A 17,181-nucleotide genomic window follows, 5' to 3' on the forward strand; every position below is an offset into this window, starting at 1 on the left:
CCAAATTTTTTATCCCAGGCCACTGCTACAGATTAACGAGATGTTCGTAGGTCTCAGGCCGTCGATCGCGATAAAATTGCCATACATTGCGTACTTCCCGAATCAGCTCCGTATCCATCTCGCCAATAATAACCTCATCCTGATCCCTGCTGCCCATTGCCACCATCCTGCCTCGCGGGTCTACCAGATACGACTGACCATAAAACTCACCCATATTCCATGGCGATTCCACGCCCACTCGGTTGATGGCAGCCACATAATAGCCATTAGCCACCGCATGGGCAGGCTGCTCCAGCTTCCACAAATATTCCGATGTTCCGGCTACCGTTGCGGAAGGGTTGAATACAATCTCCGCACCAGCCAGCCCAAGCAGCCGTGCGCCCTCCGGAAAATGACGATCATAACAGATGTACACGCCCACTCTGGCGTAGGCTGTATCAAATACCGGATAACCCAGGTTACCGGGTCTGAAATAATATTTTTCCCAGAACCCATTCGTGCCTTCGCCCGCTTCCACATGCGGAATATGATGTTTGCGATATTTCCCCAGGTAGGAGCCGTCCGCATCAATAACCGCAGCCGTATTGTAATATGAAGCGATCCCGTCCACCTCGTATACAGGCAAAATGATCACCACGCCAAGCTCCTTCGCGAGCTCCTGAAAACGCCTGGTCGTCGGTCCTTCCGGTACCTGCTCGGCAGATGCATACCACTTGGGACTCTGCTCCGTGCAGAAATAAGGTCCGTAGAACACTTCCTGCAATCCAATAATCTTCGCTCCCCTGGCAGCCGCTTCACGCACCAGGGCAATATGTTTCTGGATGGCGGCCTCCTTGTGTACTTCAACTGGTGCCGAGCCTTCAACCTCGTGTGAAGCCTGGATCATTCCGATGCTGATTTTACCCATAATGCCACATCGCCTCCTCTAAGAAACTGTTCGTTTATATGAAAATCACCATCATCTTATATGACTGTAAATCCCACCGATTCTATTGCATTTGAAGTATCCATCGGATTCGGATCGTTACCAAAGAATTAAAAGAAATGAACTTCCATCGTCCCCCCTCCTGTATGTTCCCCTCGTTATTCGCCAACTTCCGGGCTGCACATCTGCCTGATCGTGCGGTACAACACTTCTGTACCGAGAGCAATGTCCTCGGGCGAAGAATACTCACTTGGATGATGGCTGACCCCATCCTTGCTGCGAACAAAGATCATGCCATAGTCACACACGTAAGAAAGGGCAAGTGCATCATGGAACGGACCACTCATCAGCTCTGGTAAAGGCAGGCCGATCTCTTCGGCAGACGAGCGAATGGCATTTTTGATTCGTTCTGCACAATATCGCGGTTCACTGTTGGTATCTTCGGTCAAGGAGTAGGTCAGCCCATATTCCGAGCTAACGTCATCCAAGAGGCTCATTAACCTTCCTTCAAGCCGATTTCTGCGTTCCATCTCCATATCTCGCAAATCAACCGTAAAGCTGACTTGTTCAGGAATGATGTTGCGTGAGTCCGGGAAGACACTGAGGCTCCCCACGGTCCCTACTGTCGGAGCTTCCGGTTCTTCTCTGACCATATCGTCAAAAGCCGCAATGACCTTGGCGCTGCCCACCAGCGCATCATGACGCATCCCCATCGGTACGGAACCGGCATGCCCTGCCATGCCTTTCATTGTCACCGTGAGCCACAGCGGGCCAGAGATGCCAGTCACCAGACCTAACGGGGCGGCCAGCGATTCGAGAACAGGTCCTTGCTCAATATGCAGTTCCAGATAACTACCAATAGAGCCAGCCGGATAGATCGCTTCGGCAAATTGTTCTGGTGCACAGCCAAAGGCCTCCAATGCCTCTCGTCGGGTCACCCCATTTTTGTCCTTTCGCTCCAATTCTCCCTCTTCCAACTGTCCGGTTATGCCACGAGAGCCAAATAATCCTTTATTGAAACGCGATCCCTCTTCATCACAAAAAGCAATGACTTCAATGGGCATCCGAGGGCGAATTCCTTGTTCCATCAGGCACTGTACAGCTTCCAGCGCGCCAAGGACGCCGATGGCCCCATCATACCGACCGCCGTACGGCTGGGAATCGATATGTGAACCGATCATGAGGATCGGCAGGGACGAATCTGTACCTTCAAGGCGACCAATCAGATTGCCAAACGGATCAAGGCGAGTCACAAGCCCGGCCTCTTCCATCCAGAGGCGAACCTGGATAATGCCCTCCATATCTTCCGGAGTCAACGCGAGTCGGCAGACACCCGTCTCCACAATTCGGCCAATACAAGACAACTGTTCAATTCGATCATCCAGACGCAGCTGATTGATGATTTTCCCGGTGGTGGTCTGCATCCTCCATCGCCTCCTCACGCATATTCATAAGCACGATATACATGGGACTAGATTTGCGCTTCGCCTCCATCACTACCCTGCTTCCAGACTACGTAGTGCAGCCAGCAAACTGCCAGCGATCAGGTTCAATTCTTCCTCGGTGGTGACAAACGGCGGAGAGATGGTCAAAATATTCGCAAATCCCGGCACGGTATCCCCGTTCTTGCCAATCAGGACGCCGTCCTTTTTGCAGCTTGCCAGCACTTTCATGACCTTATCCGCATGAGCAGGCGAGCCATCGGCTTCAATCAGCTCCACCCCGCAGGCAAAGCCAAATGTGCGAATATCTCCAACCACCGATAACTCCAGCAGCGGCTCCAGCTTATCCCGAAGCAGGTATCCAAGTTCATCGGAACGGCTGACGAGATTCTCTCGTTCCAAAATTTCGAGATTCGCCAGTGCCACGCGGCAGGATACAGGATTGCCCCCGAATGTATTCACATGACGAAAATGTGAATCAGGTCCGGGTTCTCTGAACGTGTCATACAGATTCGCTCGAACGGCTGTCGCCGATAACGGAGCGTACGCACTCGTCATGCCCTTTGCCATCGTGACGATATCAGGCTGCACGCCATAATTCTGATGACCGAACTTTTGCCCGGAGCGGCCAAACCCGCAGATGACCTCATCCACAATCAGCAGCACACCATAGCGCCGACAAATCTCCTGCACGGTGCGCATGTATTCCGGAGGCGGGACAATCATGCCGCCCCCTGTAATGACCGGTTCCATAATGACCGCAGCTACCGTCTCCGGCCCTTCCCAGCGAATAACCTCCTCATAGATGGTGGCGCATTCCAGTCCGCATCCATCCTTGTTTCGTCCAAATGGACAGCGGTAGCAATAAGGAGGCGGTACATGAGAAAAGCCTACACCCAGCGGCTCGTATTTGATTTTGCGGGCGGCTTGCCCCGTAGCGCCCAGTGCGCCCATGGAGTTGCCGTGATAGGCACGGTGACGGGAAATGAATTTATGACGAGTTGGCTCACCATTCTGGTGATGAAACTGACGGGCTATTTTGAACGCCACCTCATTGGCATCTGAACCCGAGTTGGAGAAAAAGATACGATATTCCCCCTCCAGCCAGTCGTTCAGCTTCTCTGCCAGCAGAATCGCCGGCTCATGGCTCTGAGTCATGGGCACGTACGCGAGAGCTTTCATCTGCTCATAGGCACTTCGAGCAATCTCCTCGCGTCCATGCCCGACGTTCACACACCACAATCCCGACATCGCATCCAGATACCGTGTGCCATCCTGATCCGTGATCCAGCTGCCTTCCCCGCTAACGGTAATCATCGGATGATCGTTATGAGGCGAGATGTGATGCCACACATATTTGCGATCCTTCTCCAGCCACTCTTCCTTTGTACCACCAAGCGGCTGGGGTTGCTGATCCACTGAGCTCATTCGTCATCCTCCTCTCCAAGCTGAACCTATAGACTTTACAATTGACCACTTCGATTGCAGTACCCCCTTCCGATGCAGCTTTCTTTCAGAAAGCTTTTAGGCGCACACTTCGTTTCTTCAGATTGGTTCTGCACTCTTCGTTTTTGTGTAAATGTTCGTCCACGCTTATTTCACCGCTTCTTCATAGATGCTTTTCTCCAGTGCTTCGTTCAGATTGGCGGCTTTTTTGATCAGGCCATACTTCAGGGCAATATCCGCAGTCCGGGTAAACGATTCATCCACGAAACTGCCCACTTGTTTCTCCGTAAATCCTTCCGGACGAATCAGCTTCGCAATCTCTTCGAGCATGGTTACCTGATGTTCACGGGTCGTGCTGCCGTCCGTTACGTTCTTCATGACGATATCCACCGTTTCATTCTGATTGTCGATGGCATAATTCCAGCCTTTCAGAACAGCGCGGGTCACTTTGACCGCCAGCTCTTTATTACTGTCTACCCAATCCTTCTTGGCAATCAGCGTATCCTCCAGCATACCTACCCCGGCATCTTCAATATTGAACACATCCAGATCGGACTCTTTCGTTCCACTTTCCAGCACCACGTGATATTCGTTATAGATCGTCGCCGTGGCGACATCCACCTGATCGTTGAAGAACTGATCCATTGTGAAGCCCTGCTTCACCAGTTCAATATCCTTCTTTGGATCAAGGCCGTTCTTCTCCATAAAAGCGAGAACCTGAAACTGCTGACTGCCGAACCATGTGCTCACTTTCTTGCCTTTCATCTGGGCGGGATCGGTAATACCTGCGGACTTCTTGGCAATCAATCGATAACTGCTCTTCTGCGAAATCTGGGCGAGGGAGACGAGAGGAAGACCGTTATCCCGGCTGACCAGCAAACTGTCTACCCCGGTGATGCCCACATCGGCTGCGCCGTTGACCACCTGCTGTTCGATCACGATATCCGGGCCACCCGGAATAATCTCGGCATCAATACCTTCATCTGCAAAAAAACCTTTCTCCTTGGCGGCATATATCCCGGCGAACTGAGCCTGCGGTACCCATTTGAGCTGAATTTTCACTTTGGTTAAGGGTTGATCTGCACCTCCCTCTCCCTCCGAGCTGGCAGCAGCAGGAGTGACGGACGGCTCTGACTTCGCAGAGCATGCTCCCAGCATCACAACGATCAACAGGACCAACGCCAGAAAACCCGGTTTTAACGTTTTGTACATATACAGAACAACCCCCTGTTTATATAAGGATCTTCAATCAGGTACTGTGAAGCCTGCTTCACAAGTCAATCGATCTTTGGAAGGTTGGCATCTTAATGAGCTTTACGAATCTGTACGTGCACGATTCCACGGGATCAGCCGTTTCTCGGCCAGAACGACGACTTCATACAGCACGATGCCGAGGGCGGCGGCGATAACAATACAGGACCAGGCAAGCGGCATGTTGGCCAGTCGGATCTGATCTGAGAGCAAGTAGCCCAGCCCCTGGGAGGCGATGAAAAATTCACCCACAATGGCGCCAATAATGCTGGTCGACATATTAATTTTCAGACCTGCGAAGAGGGAGGGCAGCGCATGAGGCCAGCGCAGCTTCACGAAAACCTGCATCCTGCTGGCAGCAAGACCACCCATCAGATCACTGTATTGTGGCTGAATCGAGGTCAATCCCTTGAATAAACTCACAGCCATGGCAGCCATCGTAATTACAGCCACGACAGCAATACGGGACCATACTCCGTCCCCAAACCAGTTGTTCATAATCGGGGCCAGCGCAACAATCGGAACGGCGTTCAGTGCTGACATTACAGCTACCGCCGCCCTGCCACTCGTTGGGAAAAAGGATGCACCCGCAGCCGCCAGAGCTCCCAGCAAGGAGCCGAGCAGAAAGCCACCCAGCATCTCGGTTCCGCTGTACATCGCGTATCGGAAGAGCATTGCTGCATTTTCTCTAATGGACGCTGCAATCGCAGTTGGCACAGGCAGTTGGTAACTTTCAAGCGAGAATAACTGATGGAACAACCGAAGCTGCCACAGGGTAAGAAATAAGGCTCCGGCAAGCCATGGCAGCAGACGCAGGCCAATTGATCTTTTGCGAACGCTGCTGACCAACCGTCTCTGTCCGGCTTGTCCCTGTTGTCCATGAATATCCGAACCCGAAGCAGTTGGCAACCTAACCGAATCCACGATAGATTCCCCCATGGAGGCTGTTCCAGAGACAGCAACCGTCGCACCCTCCTCACCCTTGCGGCTTACCATCACACGTTCATTCATCATGCAGTACGCCCTCCCTTGGCCCTGAATTCGGGCTGCCATGGGGTTAGCCAGCGCTCAGCGAGGCTGATGGCAAGATACGAGATGAGTCCAATGCCAATGCTGAGCATGATGGTTGCCCAGAACATGCCGATTTGGGCACTGCCGTAATACAGAGAACTGACCATCAGCACGCCAAGTCCATCAGGGGCTCCCATCAGCTCCACCACAATGGAGGATGTGACTGCAAGTGGAGCAGCTATTTTCATACCGGAAAACAGACCCGGCAGTGCAGAAGGCAGCAAACATTTGATATAACGTGCAGGCAGGGAAGCTCCACAGGAACGCATAAGCTCCAGATGCTCTGGCGATGCACTTTTTAATCCTTTGAGTGTGTGGATGATAATCGGGAAGAACGTAACGTAAGCCGCCATTATAATTCGGGCCCACTCGGCGTTATGGATAATGCCATAGACAATGGGCGCAAGACCGATTACGGGTACCATCTGGGAAGAGATGACATACGGAGATAGGGTGCGCTCCACCCAAACCGCCACACTCATGAGCAGGGCCAGGAGCAGACCCAACAAGGCTCCACCCGCAAAACCAATTGCTGCATTCCCAAATGTTACGGCCCCCTGTTCAGCCAATGTGCCTGAGTAACGAAACAGGGCTGTGAGAACCTCATGAAGATAAGGAAGCCGGGATGCTGCCTGTTGGGGTGACATGAACAAATGGAGAATCCAGGCGACTCCTTCCCACAGCAGCAATACGGACAATATCCAGATCACTACCCAGGAGCGAAAACCCAGTTTATTGGTGTGCAGGAACATGGATTGGATCACGCTCCTCATAGAAACAATTGCGGATGGTGGTCATCATGCGGTAAAAGGCTTCGGTTTCCCTCAGCTCTCGATCCCGCTCAGTAGGCAGATTGACGGAATGAATGGAGTGCACCTGACCAGGGTGTGCGGAGAGGACGATGATGCGGTCAGACAGAAATACGGCTTCGGGGATACTGTGTGTGACAAAAAGGAATGTCTTGCCTGTAGATCGCTTAATATCAAGCAGCTCCAATTGCAGCTTCTCCTTCGTGAATTCATCCAGTGCGGAGAAAGGTTCATCCATAAGCAGCAATGGCGGATCAAGCGCAAGTGCCCGTGCGATGGAAACACGCTGCTGCATGCCCCCACTGAGCTGCCATGGATAATGGTCAGCGAAACGAGTCAGCCCGACCATTTCAAGCAGTTCACCACTCATGCGGCGACACTCCTTCCGGCTTGTGCCGAGCAGCTCCAGTGGAAGCTCCACATTGTGGCGCACCGTGCGCCAATCAAACAGAGCTGGCGTCTGGAAGACAATCCCGAACTGGCGCTGCAACCGCGCCCGCTCCGGTTCTTCCCCGGCAACACGGATGCTGCCTGTCGTTGGCTGGAGCAAATCCGCTACGAGTCGCAGCAGTGTGGACTTTCCACACCCCGAGGGGCCAAGCAGAGAGACAAATTCATTGGAATGGATTTGAAATGAAACGTCGGACAGGGCGGCAACTTGTTGTACTCCACTGCCAAATACAACGGACACGTGATCCAGCTCAATATGGCAGGTGTCGGGGACGATGATAGAGGACATGGGCATTCTCCTTTTCGCGGGAAGTTGGCAGTCTTTTCACACCAAGGCTGAATGGAAGGTTTATATACATGAACGTAACAGGTTTTGCTTGTTAGGTAATACTATATATCTTTGGGCCGGGATTACATTATACAGACTGTTTTGAGTATGGGCCTGTTCATGTTACACAGTGTAAAATGATAGCGATTCTCAGTCCTAAGCATGACAATGCCCGTGTATGTTATCTAACATCTGCTTCACTTACATAGAACTTTTGTTGTATTCAAATAAAGGCGGATAATCATTTGTATTTATTGAATAAATATTCGGAAAATATGACATATACCCTCGTATTCTTGGTGATTTTCTTGTATAAACATTGATAACAGCATTTTGCAAAAATGCTCATATAGAAGGACGTGAAATCTCGCCCCGATACGGTGTCTGGTTCCGGGATCATGAAGGCGGTGTCATTGATTCCCGTCCACCACCCATAGTGGCTGGATAATCGCGTTTCCGAACAGTCTCGCAAAAGATTTTAAAATCAGAAATCGGGGTGGTCCGTATGTTTGATTGGCTGGGATGGAGAAAAGGGTGGCCGCTGTGGCGGTCGTATCGGTTGAATGCAAATATTAAGCAAGACGTGGAGGAAATCTTTGAGGGGATCGCCGAGACCCGGCGGCAGCTCTTGATGGATTGGGCTGAGGAGCAGTGGAATCATCTGGATCGATTGCTTCAGCAGATACGAGCTGTTCATCCGCAAGGTATGTTGCAGGGCACTGAAAATGTACACGCATTGGAGGTATGGTTCACAGCAAGTTATGTACGCGCTACGGATAGTACTGAGCTTTTTATGCTTAACGAGCAAAACCAGGTTGTATTTTCTACATATAAGAAACATATTGGACAAGTCTACGGAGATGGAAAAGCTTTGATCGGGCCAGGATTGAGGTATACCCAAGCGGATATCAACGGACAAAAGTGCCTGTTTGGACCTTATTCTGATCCGCTCACACTAGAAATTGGACCACGTTCTTCCACGTTTCACGATGATGTAACTTTGATGTTTATCGTACCGATCATGGAGAAAGGTCGTTACATCGGATCCCTCTGCAGTCGTGTACCTAATGATGTATTAGGCGATCTGATCCAGCGTGAATCAGGCCACATCTACCCCGATTCCGGGGATAATTATCTTTTTATGGCTGAATCAAGACTGCGGCCCGAGCTGCAGCCCGGGACTGCCCTGTCCCGCAGCCGCTTCGAGGATCATACATTCACCCATGGGGAGAATCTGAAAGACGGCGTAACCACCGAGTGGGGCGTTGTATCTGTTAAAGAACATACCGAATTGGAACTGATGTTCACCGATCCTTCCACCAACGAACTTCATCCTGGTGTAGCGAATACCATTAGCAATGGCTCCAATCTGTTTGTGGCTTTTCCGGGTTATTCAGACTATCGTCATATTTCGGTTATAGGTAAAGGCATCACGTTCCAGCTTCCCCACTGTCCGGATCTGTGGGGCATGATGTGTGAAGGCGATCTGGAGGAAGTGTATCGGATACGCAGTATGGGCTGGCGCCAATTCAAGCAGCACAGCTTGTACATCCTGTTGTCAGGCATTGCAGGAGCGACACTTGTATATGCGCTGACTGGAAGTGCATGGAGCGCAGCAGCCATCGCTGCCTTTAATATCCTCTATGGATTGTTCACTGCGAGTCAGTTACAACGAAAACATGTTCGGCGGGCCCACGAGGACTTGCGCCGCATTAGCCGCTTTATTCGAATTAACGCCGAAGGCAAAGGGGATCTGACCCAGCGTCTGGACACGTCAGCTTTTGCCCAGGATGAATCAGGTGAACTGGCGAAATGGATCAACAATATGATCGACTCTCTGGAAGGAATTATGCTCAAAGTACAGCTTGCCACCGTGGATGTGATGAACAACCAGCACCAGATGCGGGCGTCAACAGAAACTACACAGGGAACAACCGAACGTGTAAATCTCAAACTTGGCTCCATGATTCAGGGAATACGCAAGCAGCTTGAGGACCTGGATCAGGCCAAAGCAGCCGCCGACGAAATGCGCCTCACCCTACAGCAGCTTGAAGTGTCTGCCACAGAGCAGATTGATGTTGCCCGCCAGGAAGTGGAGCGTATCGGAGACAAAATGACCCAGATTGCGGGAGCCGTGTCCGACACCAACCATACGATTCTATCCTTTATGGCCACCATGCAGGACATCTACCGCGCACTTGCTGTCATTAATGAAATTTCGGCACAGACCAACCTGCTCGCACTGAATGCTTCCATTGAAGCAGCCCATGTCGGCGAACACGGTCGCGGATTTGCTGTCGTTGCCGGTGAGATTCGCAAGCTGGCCGAATTATCCCGTTCCTCCACGGAAGATATTCATCAGATTCTGGATAATATCTCCGTAGCGGCAGGAGCAGCCTCCCAATCCATCAAGGAAGGCGATCAGGTGCTGGCTGAAGGCACCACGCTTGTTCAGGCTGCTTCGCAGTTACTCCAAAGTGCAACGGCTGAAGAACCCCAACGAACACAGGTTGTAGATCAGGTCGTGGTATTAATGGAGAATATCGCCGCCATCAGCCACAAAAATCGTTCCACGTCTTCGGAGGTGGAAGCCGAGATGGCCGAGCTTATTAACGACATGCTGCACGTTCAGCATTCATCGCACAATGTAGAAGCCATCACGGTATTTTTGCAGCAGCTTGTGGGACAATTCCAACTAACTCATTCCGATAAAAACGCGATTGTCTAACGTCATCATTGACGCGGATTGGAGAAATAGCTAAAATTTGATGCAACTGTTCGTTTAGACATTGTCGGTTCATTTCATATAGAAGCGTTCCAATCTGAATCAATGAAAGGGTGGTCTGCATGGAAATGCTCCAGGATTCTTTTGGCAGGATACATGACTACATCCGTATTTCTGTTACGGACCGTTGTAATTTGCGTTGTGTGTACTGTATGCCTGAAGAAGGCATGGAATTTGCCCCGCATGACCAAATTATGAGCTACGAGGAAATCGCCCAGGTGCTCAAGGTGCTGGCTCCAATGGGGATGCGTAAAGTCCGTCTAACCGGAGGCGAGCCTCTGGTACGGAAAGATCTGCATCAACTCGTAAGTATGATCTCGGCCATTGACGGGATTGAAGATATTGCGTTAACTACCAATGCCTTATTGCTGGATAAACAAGCTCAGGCCCTGAAAGACGCTGGACTGAACCGGATCAACATCAGTCTGGATTCCCTGCAGGCGAGCCGTTTCTCCATGATTACTCGCGGCGGGGATGTAAATAAGGTGCTGAAGGGCATTGAAGCCGCTACGGCAGTTGGACTTGCTCCAATCAAGCTCAATGTCGTCTTAATGAAGGGCATCAATGATGATGAGATCAAGGATTTCATTGCCATGACCATAGATCAGCCGCTGCATGTGCGCTTCATTGAATATATGCCGATTGGGCAGGCATCCGATTCATGGCGCAAATCGTATTTGCCGCTGGAAGCCGTCACGGATGTATGCGCAGAGGCTGGCTGGACGGTGGAAAATACGGCAGGTCCGGCAGGAAATGGACCATCACGGAACATGAAGATTGCCGGTTCACAAGGGACATTCGGATTGATTCATCCGGTCAGTGATCACTTCTGTGACAACTGCAACCGTCTGCGCCTGACAGCAGACGGGCATATCAAGGCATGTCTGTACTGGTCGGATGAATACAACGTTCGCCGCTTCGTGGATGCTCCCGATGCCATGGCAGCTCTCTTCCTCAAGGCTCTTGGCACCAAGCCCAAGAATCATGAAATGGCGCTGGCCCTGGAGAAGAAAATGCAAAGCCATACACCGACGGTACGACGCATGTCCCAGATTGGTGGATAGGCACAGCGTGATCTTGCGAGTGGGTAACACATCCATTATTTAGGTGCATCAGAGCAGACAGATATCAAGAATATAATAATGCCAATTAACTTCATGATTGTAACCATCATCGTTATACCAAAAAGCTGCTGAGGACGTTCTGTCTTCAGCAGCTTTGTTGGATTCTGAATTTATCTTTTGTCTGGATAAGCGAATGGTTTGCCTAAAATCTTACTGATTCCATAATTAAAATAAAATTAATCTGCCTTATGCCCAGCCAGGTCTTCAAGAATCCCGTAATTGTGACGATGTATATACAATACATCACGATAATACGTACACATATATAGGAGTTGATCCGAATGAATATTGTTGAAGCACTCGTCGCAGCAAGCCCGTATTTTAAACTCATGCTTAAGGAGCACAATCTGATGATTGCTGTGACCGACACCGAGAAATTCCGGTACTATGTGCCCAGCGAAGACCTCGACTTGGGCATCAAGGCAGACGACCCGATCTCGCTTGATGATCCTACATTGCGCCGGGCCCTCATTAACGGTGAGACTTCAGCCAATCGTATTGAGGCCCATCACTACGGGACTGCCCTTAATTCTACGGCTACCCCACTTTATGATGAAGCTGGAAATATCGTGGGTGCACTCGCAATCGGATTTTCCCTCCAAAATGAGGAACAACTAGGGCATTTCACGGAGTTAATTGGCAGCATCAGCGGCAGATTGACGGATATGGTTCAGACCGTAGCTGCTCAGTCCCAGCAATTGACTGCTTCATCTTCACAGATTTTGGACAACACACGGATGGCCGTACAAAACTCCAGTGAAGTCACCAAAGTCGCATCATTCATCCGCGAGATTTCAGAGCAGACAAACCTGCTGGGCCTGAATGCTGCCATTGAAGCCGCACGAGCAGGGGAAGCAGGAGCAGGTTTTGGCGTCGTCGCTTCCGAAGTACGCAAATTATCCACCGGAACCAAAGAAGCAACAGTAAACATTGAGCAGTCCTTGAAGGAAGTACAGCATTCCATTCGTCAGATGGAACAGGAGATTACATCTATCGCCCAATCCAGTACCCAGCAAGCCGAACTCGTCACCGAGTTCAGCGAGGTGATTGATCAACTGAACAGCGCATCCAGGGATCTCAAAGCTTTTATTGAATCCATGCTACTGAAGGCAGAATAAGATAGAATACGCATTTGGCTCATTAAACATAAGGCCAGCATACGACAATGAGGATGTCCCATAAGTCATGAATATGACGGGGGACATCCTCATTTAGTGTTATTTTGTTTTAATGAACCTGATACACGCTATTCGCTCCCATTTGCCCAGATCTGAGATCTAACGAATCACAGAGACGTTATTTCGTCCATTCATTGATTTTTTAGGTTTTGAAGCCCTTTTATGACGAAATAGCGTTACTGAGGTTCGTTAAATTTTGCAACCGTTGATGATCTGGCTTTTAAGGTGTGGTAGGTTCGTTAGCGCTTGGATCGAGGCGTATTCCTTTTGAGACAGCCCCATTCTTTTCTATTTTTACGATACGATCAGCTTCCACAGCATCATGCCTGCCATTCCGACCATGACTACAGCGGACAATCGATTGAAGAAAACACTGACCCGGCCTGTCCGATCTGTTCTGCCTACTAACCTGCCTGCACCGGCAAGTCCCAGGAACCATACCCATGATACCACTGCTGCCGTTATTGCAAAATAAAAGCGTGCCACCCCCTCGTATTGAAGTGAGCTGGTGCCGATTACGGCCACCGTGTCCAGCAGGGCATGCGGGTTAAGCAAGGAAACAGAAGCAGCAAAGGCGACCTGTCGCCCCGTAGACAGTGCAGTTGCAGAACCATTCGCTGGCCTGGATGACCTCCAAATGCTCCATGCCATATAGAGTAAAAACATACTCCCTCCCGCATACAATACATTCGCCAGCAGCGGCCACTGCAGTAAAATGAGGGACACCCCTCCGACGGCTGCTCCAATCAACAACGTATCACTGAGTCCTGCGGTTACTATCGCTGGCAGCGCCCGCGCATAACTTCGCTGACTCATGCCCTGATTAAAAATAAATACATTTTGTACACCTAGTGGCAAGATCAGGCCAAACGCCAGCACTACTGCGTGAATAATTACACCCATCGTTCATCCCCCTCTTATATGTCTCCATATTAAATAGGATAACGCCAGACGTAACCAACCACTTGGATGGCATTGAACCCAACCAAATGATATAGTGACTGAAAGGAAAGAAAACGGAAAACCATCATTTTTCATTCAAGAAGGAGGCGAACCAAATCATGAATCGTTCCGATGCTCGACATGGGGGTGGCTGGAAGCCGGACCCCTCCCATTCCCTACCTCTGTACCGACAGATTGAAGTCTATATCAGCGAGAAAATTACTGCCGGAGAATGGACAGCAGGCTACCGGCTTCCTTCACAGCGGACATTGGCTCAATCCATGGGTGTGAACCGCAGCACGCTGGTCACGGCATTGGATAATCTGGCAGCCGCAGGCATGATTGAAGGCAGACATGGCGGCGGAACATATGTCTGCGGCTCCGGCTGGCATGCGCTGGCTCACGGAGCCCTGCCCAACTGGGAGGAAGCCATCGAAGAAGGCTGGTATTACCCCAATCTGCCAGAGGTACAGCTGATTAACCGGGCTGAGTTCCAGCCAGGCGTTATCAGGCTTGGTACGGGCGAGCTTGCCCCTGAGCTGATGCCTCAGGAAGCTTTTAACGACATCCTCCATACTCTATCCAGTCGTTCTCGTGCACTAAACTACCTCGAACCTCAAGGTAGTCTGGAGCTTCGACAGGCTTTGTCCTTCTACTTGCAAGCAAATGGCATACATGCCTCCCCTGACTCCATTCTGATCGTGTCCGGTTCACTCCAGGCGCTGCACCTTATTTCAGTTGGTCTCCTCCCCCGCGGATCGGCAGTATTGCTGGAAAAACCATCTTATCTGTACTCCATTCATGCCTTCCAATCCGCCGGGTTGAAAATGAGCGGCATTCCGATGGATGCCGAAGGATTGCATACTCCGCGTCTGGAAGATGCCGTACAGAATGCGACAAACAAGGACAGCGTCTCGCTGCTCTATACGATTCCGAGCTTCCACAATCCCACCGGCTCTGTCATGAGTGACAGCCGCCGGGAAGAACTGCTCGCCACAGCGCGGAACACCGGCATCTCCATATTGGAGGATGCCGCCTACAGCGATCTGTGGCTGGACGAGCCCCCGCCGCCATCGCTGAAGGCTCGCGATAAGGAAGGACGGGTACTTCATATGGGCACCCTGTCCAAGGCAGTCAGCCCCGGTCTGCGCCTCGGCTGGCTGGTTGGAGCGGAGCCGGTGATCCGTCGCCTCGCAGACATCAAAATGCAGACGGATTATGGCACCAGCTCCCTCGCTCAGGAGGCTGCTGCGCTCTGGTTTGCCGATGGATACCACAAGCAGCATATGGATCGCCTGCGGCCAGAACTGCGCAAACGCAGAGACTTTATGCTTGAACTTCTGCAACGCGATTTCAGTGAACTCGCTGAGTGGAGCGTACCTGCCGGAGGTTTTTATATCTGGCTCCGGTTTACCGTCAGTCCTCTCTCCATTCGCGAATTGTTCCATGCCTGTCTGGAGAATCATGTGCTGATTCACCCGGGTTATCTCTATGACCGCCTGGATGCAGAGCACATTCGTCTGTCCTATGCCTACGCTTCACCGGATGAGATGGAGCGTGGACTTCACTTTCTGGCACAGGCAGTCAACAAGCTGATGTCATCATGAAATGAAAAACCGCCTTGACCGGAAAGAATGACATCCCTCGGTTCAAGGCGGTTCTTTTAAGTTTTTGTATCAATAAGACAGATACGTCTCGTCTAGATCGCAGGCAGGTTTCCTTACCCTTTTACCGCACCTTCTGCAATACCCTCCATGATGAACTTTTGGAAGAACGCATAGATGAGAACTACCGGAATCGCGGTAAGTACCAGGGAAGACAAAATCAGCGGCCATTCCTTGTTGTACTCGCCAAACAGCATGTTGGTGGATAGAATCAACGTATAACGATTCACATCCGTCAGCATGAGCAGTGGCAGCAGGAAGTCATTCCAGATCCACAGGAAGTCCAAGATCGCGATCGTAACCGTAATCGGCAGCAATAGTGGGAAGATGATCTGGAAGAACGTCTGGAACTCATTACATCCATCCATCTGTGCCGACTCTTCCAATTCACGCGGGATGGACTTAACAAACCCGTGATACAGGAAGATCGCCATGTTCACACCAAGTCCGATATAGATCAGAGCCAGACCGTATGTGCTTCCTTGGACATGAAGTCCTTTGGCAACCCGTGTCAGCGGAATCATGATCGAATGAAAAGGAACGAGCATGGATGCCACGAACAGGAAGAAGATCAGATTGCTCAATCTGCCTGAGGTACGCGACAGCTTGTATCCGGCCAATGAAGCGCAGAATACGATACCGCCAATACCCAGGAAGGACACGATTGCCGAATTCAATGAGCTGCCCAGCAGGTTGATTTTGGTAAAAGCATCCGAGTAGTTTTCCCAATGAAATGTCGTTGGGAGAGCTATAAAGGACTGGAACATTTCACCTTGCGTTTTGAATGAGTTTACAATCGCCATGTAGATTGGCAGCATGGCGACGAGGGAACCCAGCACCAGCAGCAGTCGAATCAGGTAGCTGTTAATTCGTTGCATCCTCATGCTTCCACCTCTTTCTTCTTCATCACCGTAATCTGAATGAGCGTGAAGATGAGCACGATGACGAATAACACAACCGACTTGGCACTGGCATATCCATATCTAAAATTGTTGGAGAATGCCTCTTCATAAATATTCATCGTAATGACCTGAGTGGCTCTGCCTGGACCGCCACCTGTCAGACCGTACACGACTTCAAATACTTTGAAGGCTCCGTTCAGTGTCAGGAAGAAACAGATCGTCACGGCATGCGTAATCATCGGCAATACGACATTACGCAGTACCTGGAACGCGTTGGCTCCATCGATAACAGCCGCTTCCTTCAGACTCTTCGGTACACCCTGGAGTGCTGCCAGATAGATGATCATCATATACCCCACACCATTCCAGAGCGATACGATCAGGATGGAGTAGAATGAAAATTTCGGATCACCCAGCCACTGTTGGTCCAAGAAGGAGACAGCCAGCTTCTCGGCCAGCTGCGGCAGCACCTGGGAGAAGATGAATGTCCACATAAAGGCGCTGATGATTGTACTGATCATGTTCGGCATGAAAAACAGGGTTCGGAATAACCCCTTGCTGCGCGTCCGTGTCTCAATGAACACGGCGAGCAGCAAGGCAATTCCATTTTGCAGAATCAGCATAAACACCACATATTTCAACGTGAACCACAGTGAATTCAGAAAGTCGGGGTCTTCCTTGAACAGCTCCACGAAGTTCCCCAGACCGATAAAGCTGTAATCCCGGTTCAGACCATTCCAGTCCGTCAAGCTGTAGAACAAACCGCTAAATGTGGGGTACAGCAGGAAAATGGCATAGATGACAAAGGCAGGCGCAGTGAACGCTAGCAGCGACAGATACTTCTTGAATACACTCGTAGCCATT

14 protein-coding genes are annotated in these 17,181 nt (G+C 50.7%); 4 read left to right on the forward strand and 10 right to left on the reverse strand.

Going from position 1 to position 17,181, the window contains the following annotated elements; all coding sequences use genetic code 11:
• Window positions 1-25: 25 nt before the first annotated feature.
• The 7 genes from MHB49_RS31515 to MHB49_RS31545 all read right to left on the reverse strand — a co-directional run bounded on the left by MHB49_RS31515 (window position 26) and on the right by MHB49_RS31545 (window position 7,683).
• The gene (locus tag MHB49_RS31515; RefSeq protein ID WP_405154204.1) at window positions 26-907 is read right to left on the reverse strand and encodes a nitrilase-related carbon-nitrogen hydrolase; all 882 of its coding nucleotides are present in this window, start codon (window positions 905-907) and stop codon (window positions 26-28) included.
• Between the two features lie 176 nt (window positions 908-1,083).
• Window positions 1,084-2,349: a M20 family metallo-hydrolase gene (locus MHB49_RS31520; protein WP_405154205.1), complete on the reverse strand. Its 1,266-nt coding sequence runs from the start codon at window positions 2,347-2,349 to the stop codon at window positions 1,084-1,086.
• Between the two features lie 72 nt (window positions 2,350-2,421).
• Window positions 2,422-3,795: an aspartate aminotransferase family protein gene (locus tag MHB49_RS31525; RefSeq protein WP_405154206.1), complete on the reverse strand. Its 1,374-nt coding sequence runs from the start codon at window positions 3,793-3,795 to the stop codon at window positions 2,422-2,424.
• A gap of 165 nt (window positions 3,796-3,960) precedes the next feature.
• Window positions 3,961-5,025: an ABC transporter substrate-binding protein gene (locus MHB49_RS31530; RefSeq protein WP_405154207.1), complete on the reverse strand. Its 1,065-nt coding sequence runs from the start codon at window positions 5,023-5,025 to the stop codon at window positions 3,961-3,963.
• A gap of 102 nt (window positions 5,026-5,127) precedes the next feature.
• Window positions 5,128-6,078, reverse strand: coding sequence for an ABC transporter permease (locus MHB49_RS31535; protein ID WP_405154208.1), 951 nt, complete (start codon window positions 6,076-6,078; stop codon window positions 5,128-5,130).
• Window positions 6,075-6,899, reverse strand: a complete 825-nt coding sequence (locus tag MHB49_RS31540) for an ABC transporter permease (RefSeq protein WP_405154209.1) — start codon at window positions 6,897-6,899, stop codon at window positions 6,075-6,077. The genes MHB49_RS31535 and MHB49_RS31540 overlap by 4 nt, the downstream gene beginning before the upstream one ends.
• Window positions 6,868-7,683 carry an ABC transporter ATP-binding protein gene (locus MHB49_RS31545; protein ID WP_405154210.1) on the reverse strand — a complete coding sequence of 272 codons (816 nt, stop codon included), beginning with the start codon at window positions 7,681-7,683 and terminating at the stop codon, window positions 6,868-6,870. The genes MHB49_RS31540 and MHB49_RS31545 overlap by 32 nt, the downstream gene beginning before the upstream one ends.
• Window positions 7,684-8,227: 544 nt before the next feature.
• Here MHB49_RS31545 and MHB49_RS31550 point away from each other — a divergent pair.
• The 3 genes from MHB49_RS31550 to MHB49_RS31560 all read left to right on the forward strand — a co-directional run bounded on the left by MHB49_RS31550 (window position 8,228) and on the right by MHB49_RS31560 (window position 12,749).
• Window positions 8,228-10,450, forward strand: a complete 2,223-nt coding sequence (locus MHB49_RS31550) for a methyl-accepting chemotaxis protein (RefSeq protein WP_405154211.1) — start codon at window positions 8,228-8,230, stop codon at window positions 10,448-10,450.
• Between the two features lie 119 nt (window positions 10,451-10,569).
• Window positions 10,570-11,571: a GTP 3',8-cyclase MoaA gene (gene moaA, locus MHB49_RS31555; protein WP_247899664.1), complete on the forward strand. Its 1,002-nt coding sequence runs from the start codon at window positions 10,570-10,572 to the stop codon at window positions 11,569-11,571.
• Between the two features lie 341 nt (window positions 11,572-11,912).
• The gene (locus MHB49_RS31560) at window positions 11,913-12,749 is read left to right on the forward strand and encodes a methyl-accepting chemotaxis protein (RefSeq protein WP_282189427.1); all 837 of its coding nucleotides are present in this window, start codon (window positions 11,913-11,915) and stop codon (window positions 12,747-12,749) included.
• A 354-nt stretch (window positions 12,750-13,103) separates the two neighbouring features.
• Here the strand turns inward: MHB49_RS31560 and MHB49_RS31565 are convergent, their stop codons facing one another.
• The gene (locus tag MHB49_RS31565; protein ID WP_405154212.1) at window positions 13,104-13,712 is read right to left on the reverse strand and encodes a LysE/ArgO family amino acid transporter; all 609 of its coding nucleotides are present in this window, start codon (window positions 13,710-13,712) and stop codon (window positions 13,104-13,106) included.
• A 158-nt stretch (window positions 13,713-13,870) separates the two neighbouring features.
• On the opposite strand from MHB49_RS31565, the gene MHB49_RS31570 reads away from it, so the two are divergent.
• Window positions 13,871-15,358: a PLP-dependent aminotransferase family protein gene (locus MHB49_RS31570; RefSeq protein WP_405154213.1), complete on the forward strand. Its 1,488-nt coding sequence runs from the start codon at window positions 13,871-13,873 to the stop codon at window positions 15,356-15,358.
• Window positions 15,359-15,471: 113 nt separating this feature from the next.
• Here MHB49_RS31570 and MHB49_RS31575 read toward each other — a convergent pair whose 3' ends face one another.
• Both MHB49_RS31575 and MHB49_RS31580 read right to left on the reverse strand, forming a co-directional pair.
• A complete protein-coding gene (locus MHB49_RS31575) occupies window positions 15,472-16,299 on the reverse strand; it encodes a carbohydrate ABC transporter permease (protein ID WP_247899667.1) in 828 nt (275 codons plus the stop codon).
• Window positions 16,296-17,180 carry a carbohydrate ABC transporter permease gene (locus tag MHB49_RS31580; protein ID WP_247899668.1) on the reverse strand — a complete coding sequence of 295 codons (885 nt, stop codon included), beginning with the start codon at window positions 17,178-17,180 and terminating at the stop codon, window positions 16,296-16,298. The genes MHB49_RS31575 and MHB49_RS31580 overlap by 4 nt, the downstream gene beginning before the upstream one ends.
• Window position 17,181: the final 1 nt, after the last annotated feature.

Source organism: Paenibacillus sp. FSL K6-0108 (genome assembly GCF_045040695.1).
GTDB classification, from domain to species: Bacteria; Bacillota; Bacilli; order Paenibacillales; family Paenibacillaceae; genus Paenibacillus; species Paenibacillus pabuli_B.

Coding starts and splice junctions, on each gene's coding strand:
- MHB49_RS31515 (WP_405154204.1), bottom strand. CDS start 907: ATGGGTAAAATCAGCATCGGAATGATCCAGGCTTCACACGAGGTTGAA.
- MHB49_RS31520 (WP_405154205.1), bottom strand. CDS start 2,349: ATGCAGACCACCACCGGGAAAATCATCAATCAGCTGCGTCTGGATGAT.
- MHB49_RS31525 (WP_405154206.1), bottom strand. CDS start 3,795: ATGAGCTCAGTGGATCAGCAACCCCAGCCGCTTGGTGGTACAAAGGAA.
- MHB49_RS31530 (WP_405154207.1), bottom strand. CDS start 5,025: ATGTACAAAACGTTAAAACCGGGTTTTCTGGCGTTGGTCCTGTTGATC.
- MHB49_RS31535 (WP_405154208.1), bottom strand. CDS start 6,078: ATGATGAATGAACGTGTGATGGTAAGCCGCAAGGGTGAGGAGGGTGCG.
- MHB49_RS31545 (WP_405154210.1), bottom strand. CDS start 7,683: ATGTCCTCTATCATCGTCCCCGACACCTGCCATATTGAGCTGGATCAC.
- MHB49_RS31550 (WP_405154211.1), top strand. CDS start 8,228: ATGTTTGATTGGCTGGGATGGAGAAAAGGGTGGCCGCTGTGGCGGTCG.
- moaA (WP_247899664.1), top strand. CDS start 10,570: ATGGAAATGCTCCAGGATTCTTTTGGCAGGATACATGACTACATCCGT.
- MHB49_RS31560 (WP_282189427.1), top strand. CDS start 11,913: ATGAATATTGTTGAAGCACTCGTCGCAGCAAGCCCGTATTTTAAACTC.
- MHB49_RS31565 (WP_405154212.1), bottom strand. CDS start 13,712: ATGGGTGTAATTATTCACGCAGTAGTGCTGGCGTTTGGCCTGATCTTG.
- MHB49_RS31570 (WP_405154213.1), top strand. CDS start 13,871: ATGAATCGTTCCGATGCTCGACATGGGGGTGGCTGGAAGCCGGACCCC.
- MHB49_RS31575 (WP_247899667.1), bottom strand. CDS start 16,299: ATGAGGATGCAACGAATTAACAGCTACCTGATTCGACTGCTGCTGGTG.
- MHB49_RS31580 (WP_247899668.1), bottom strand. CDS start 17,180: ATGGCTACGAGTGTATTCAAGAAGTATCTGTCGCTGCTAGCGTTCACT.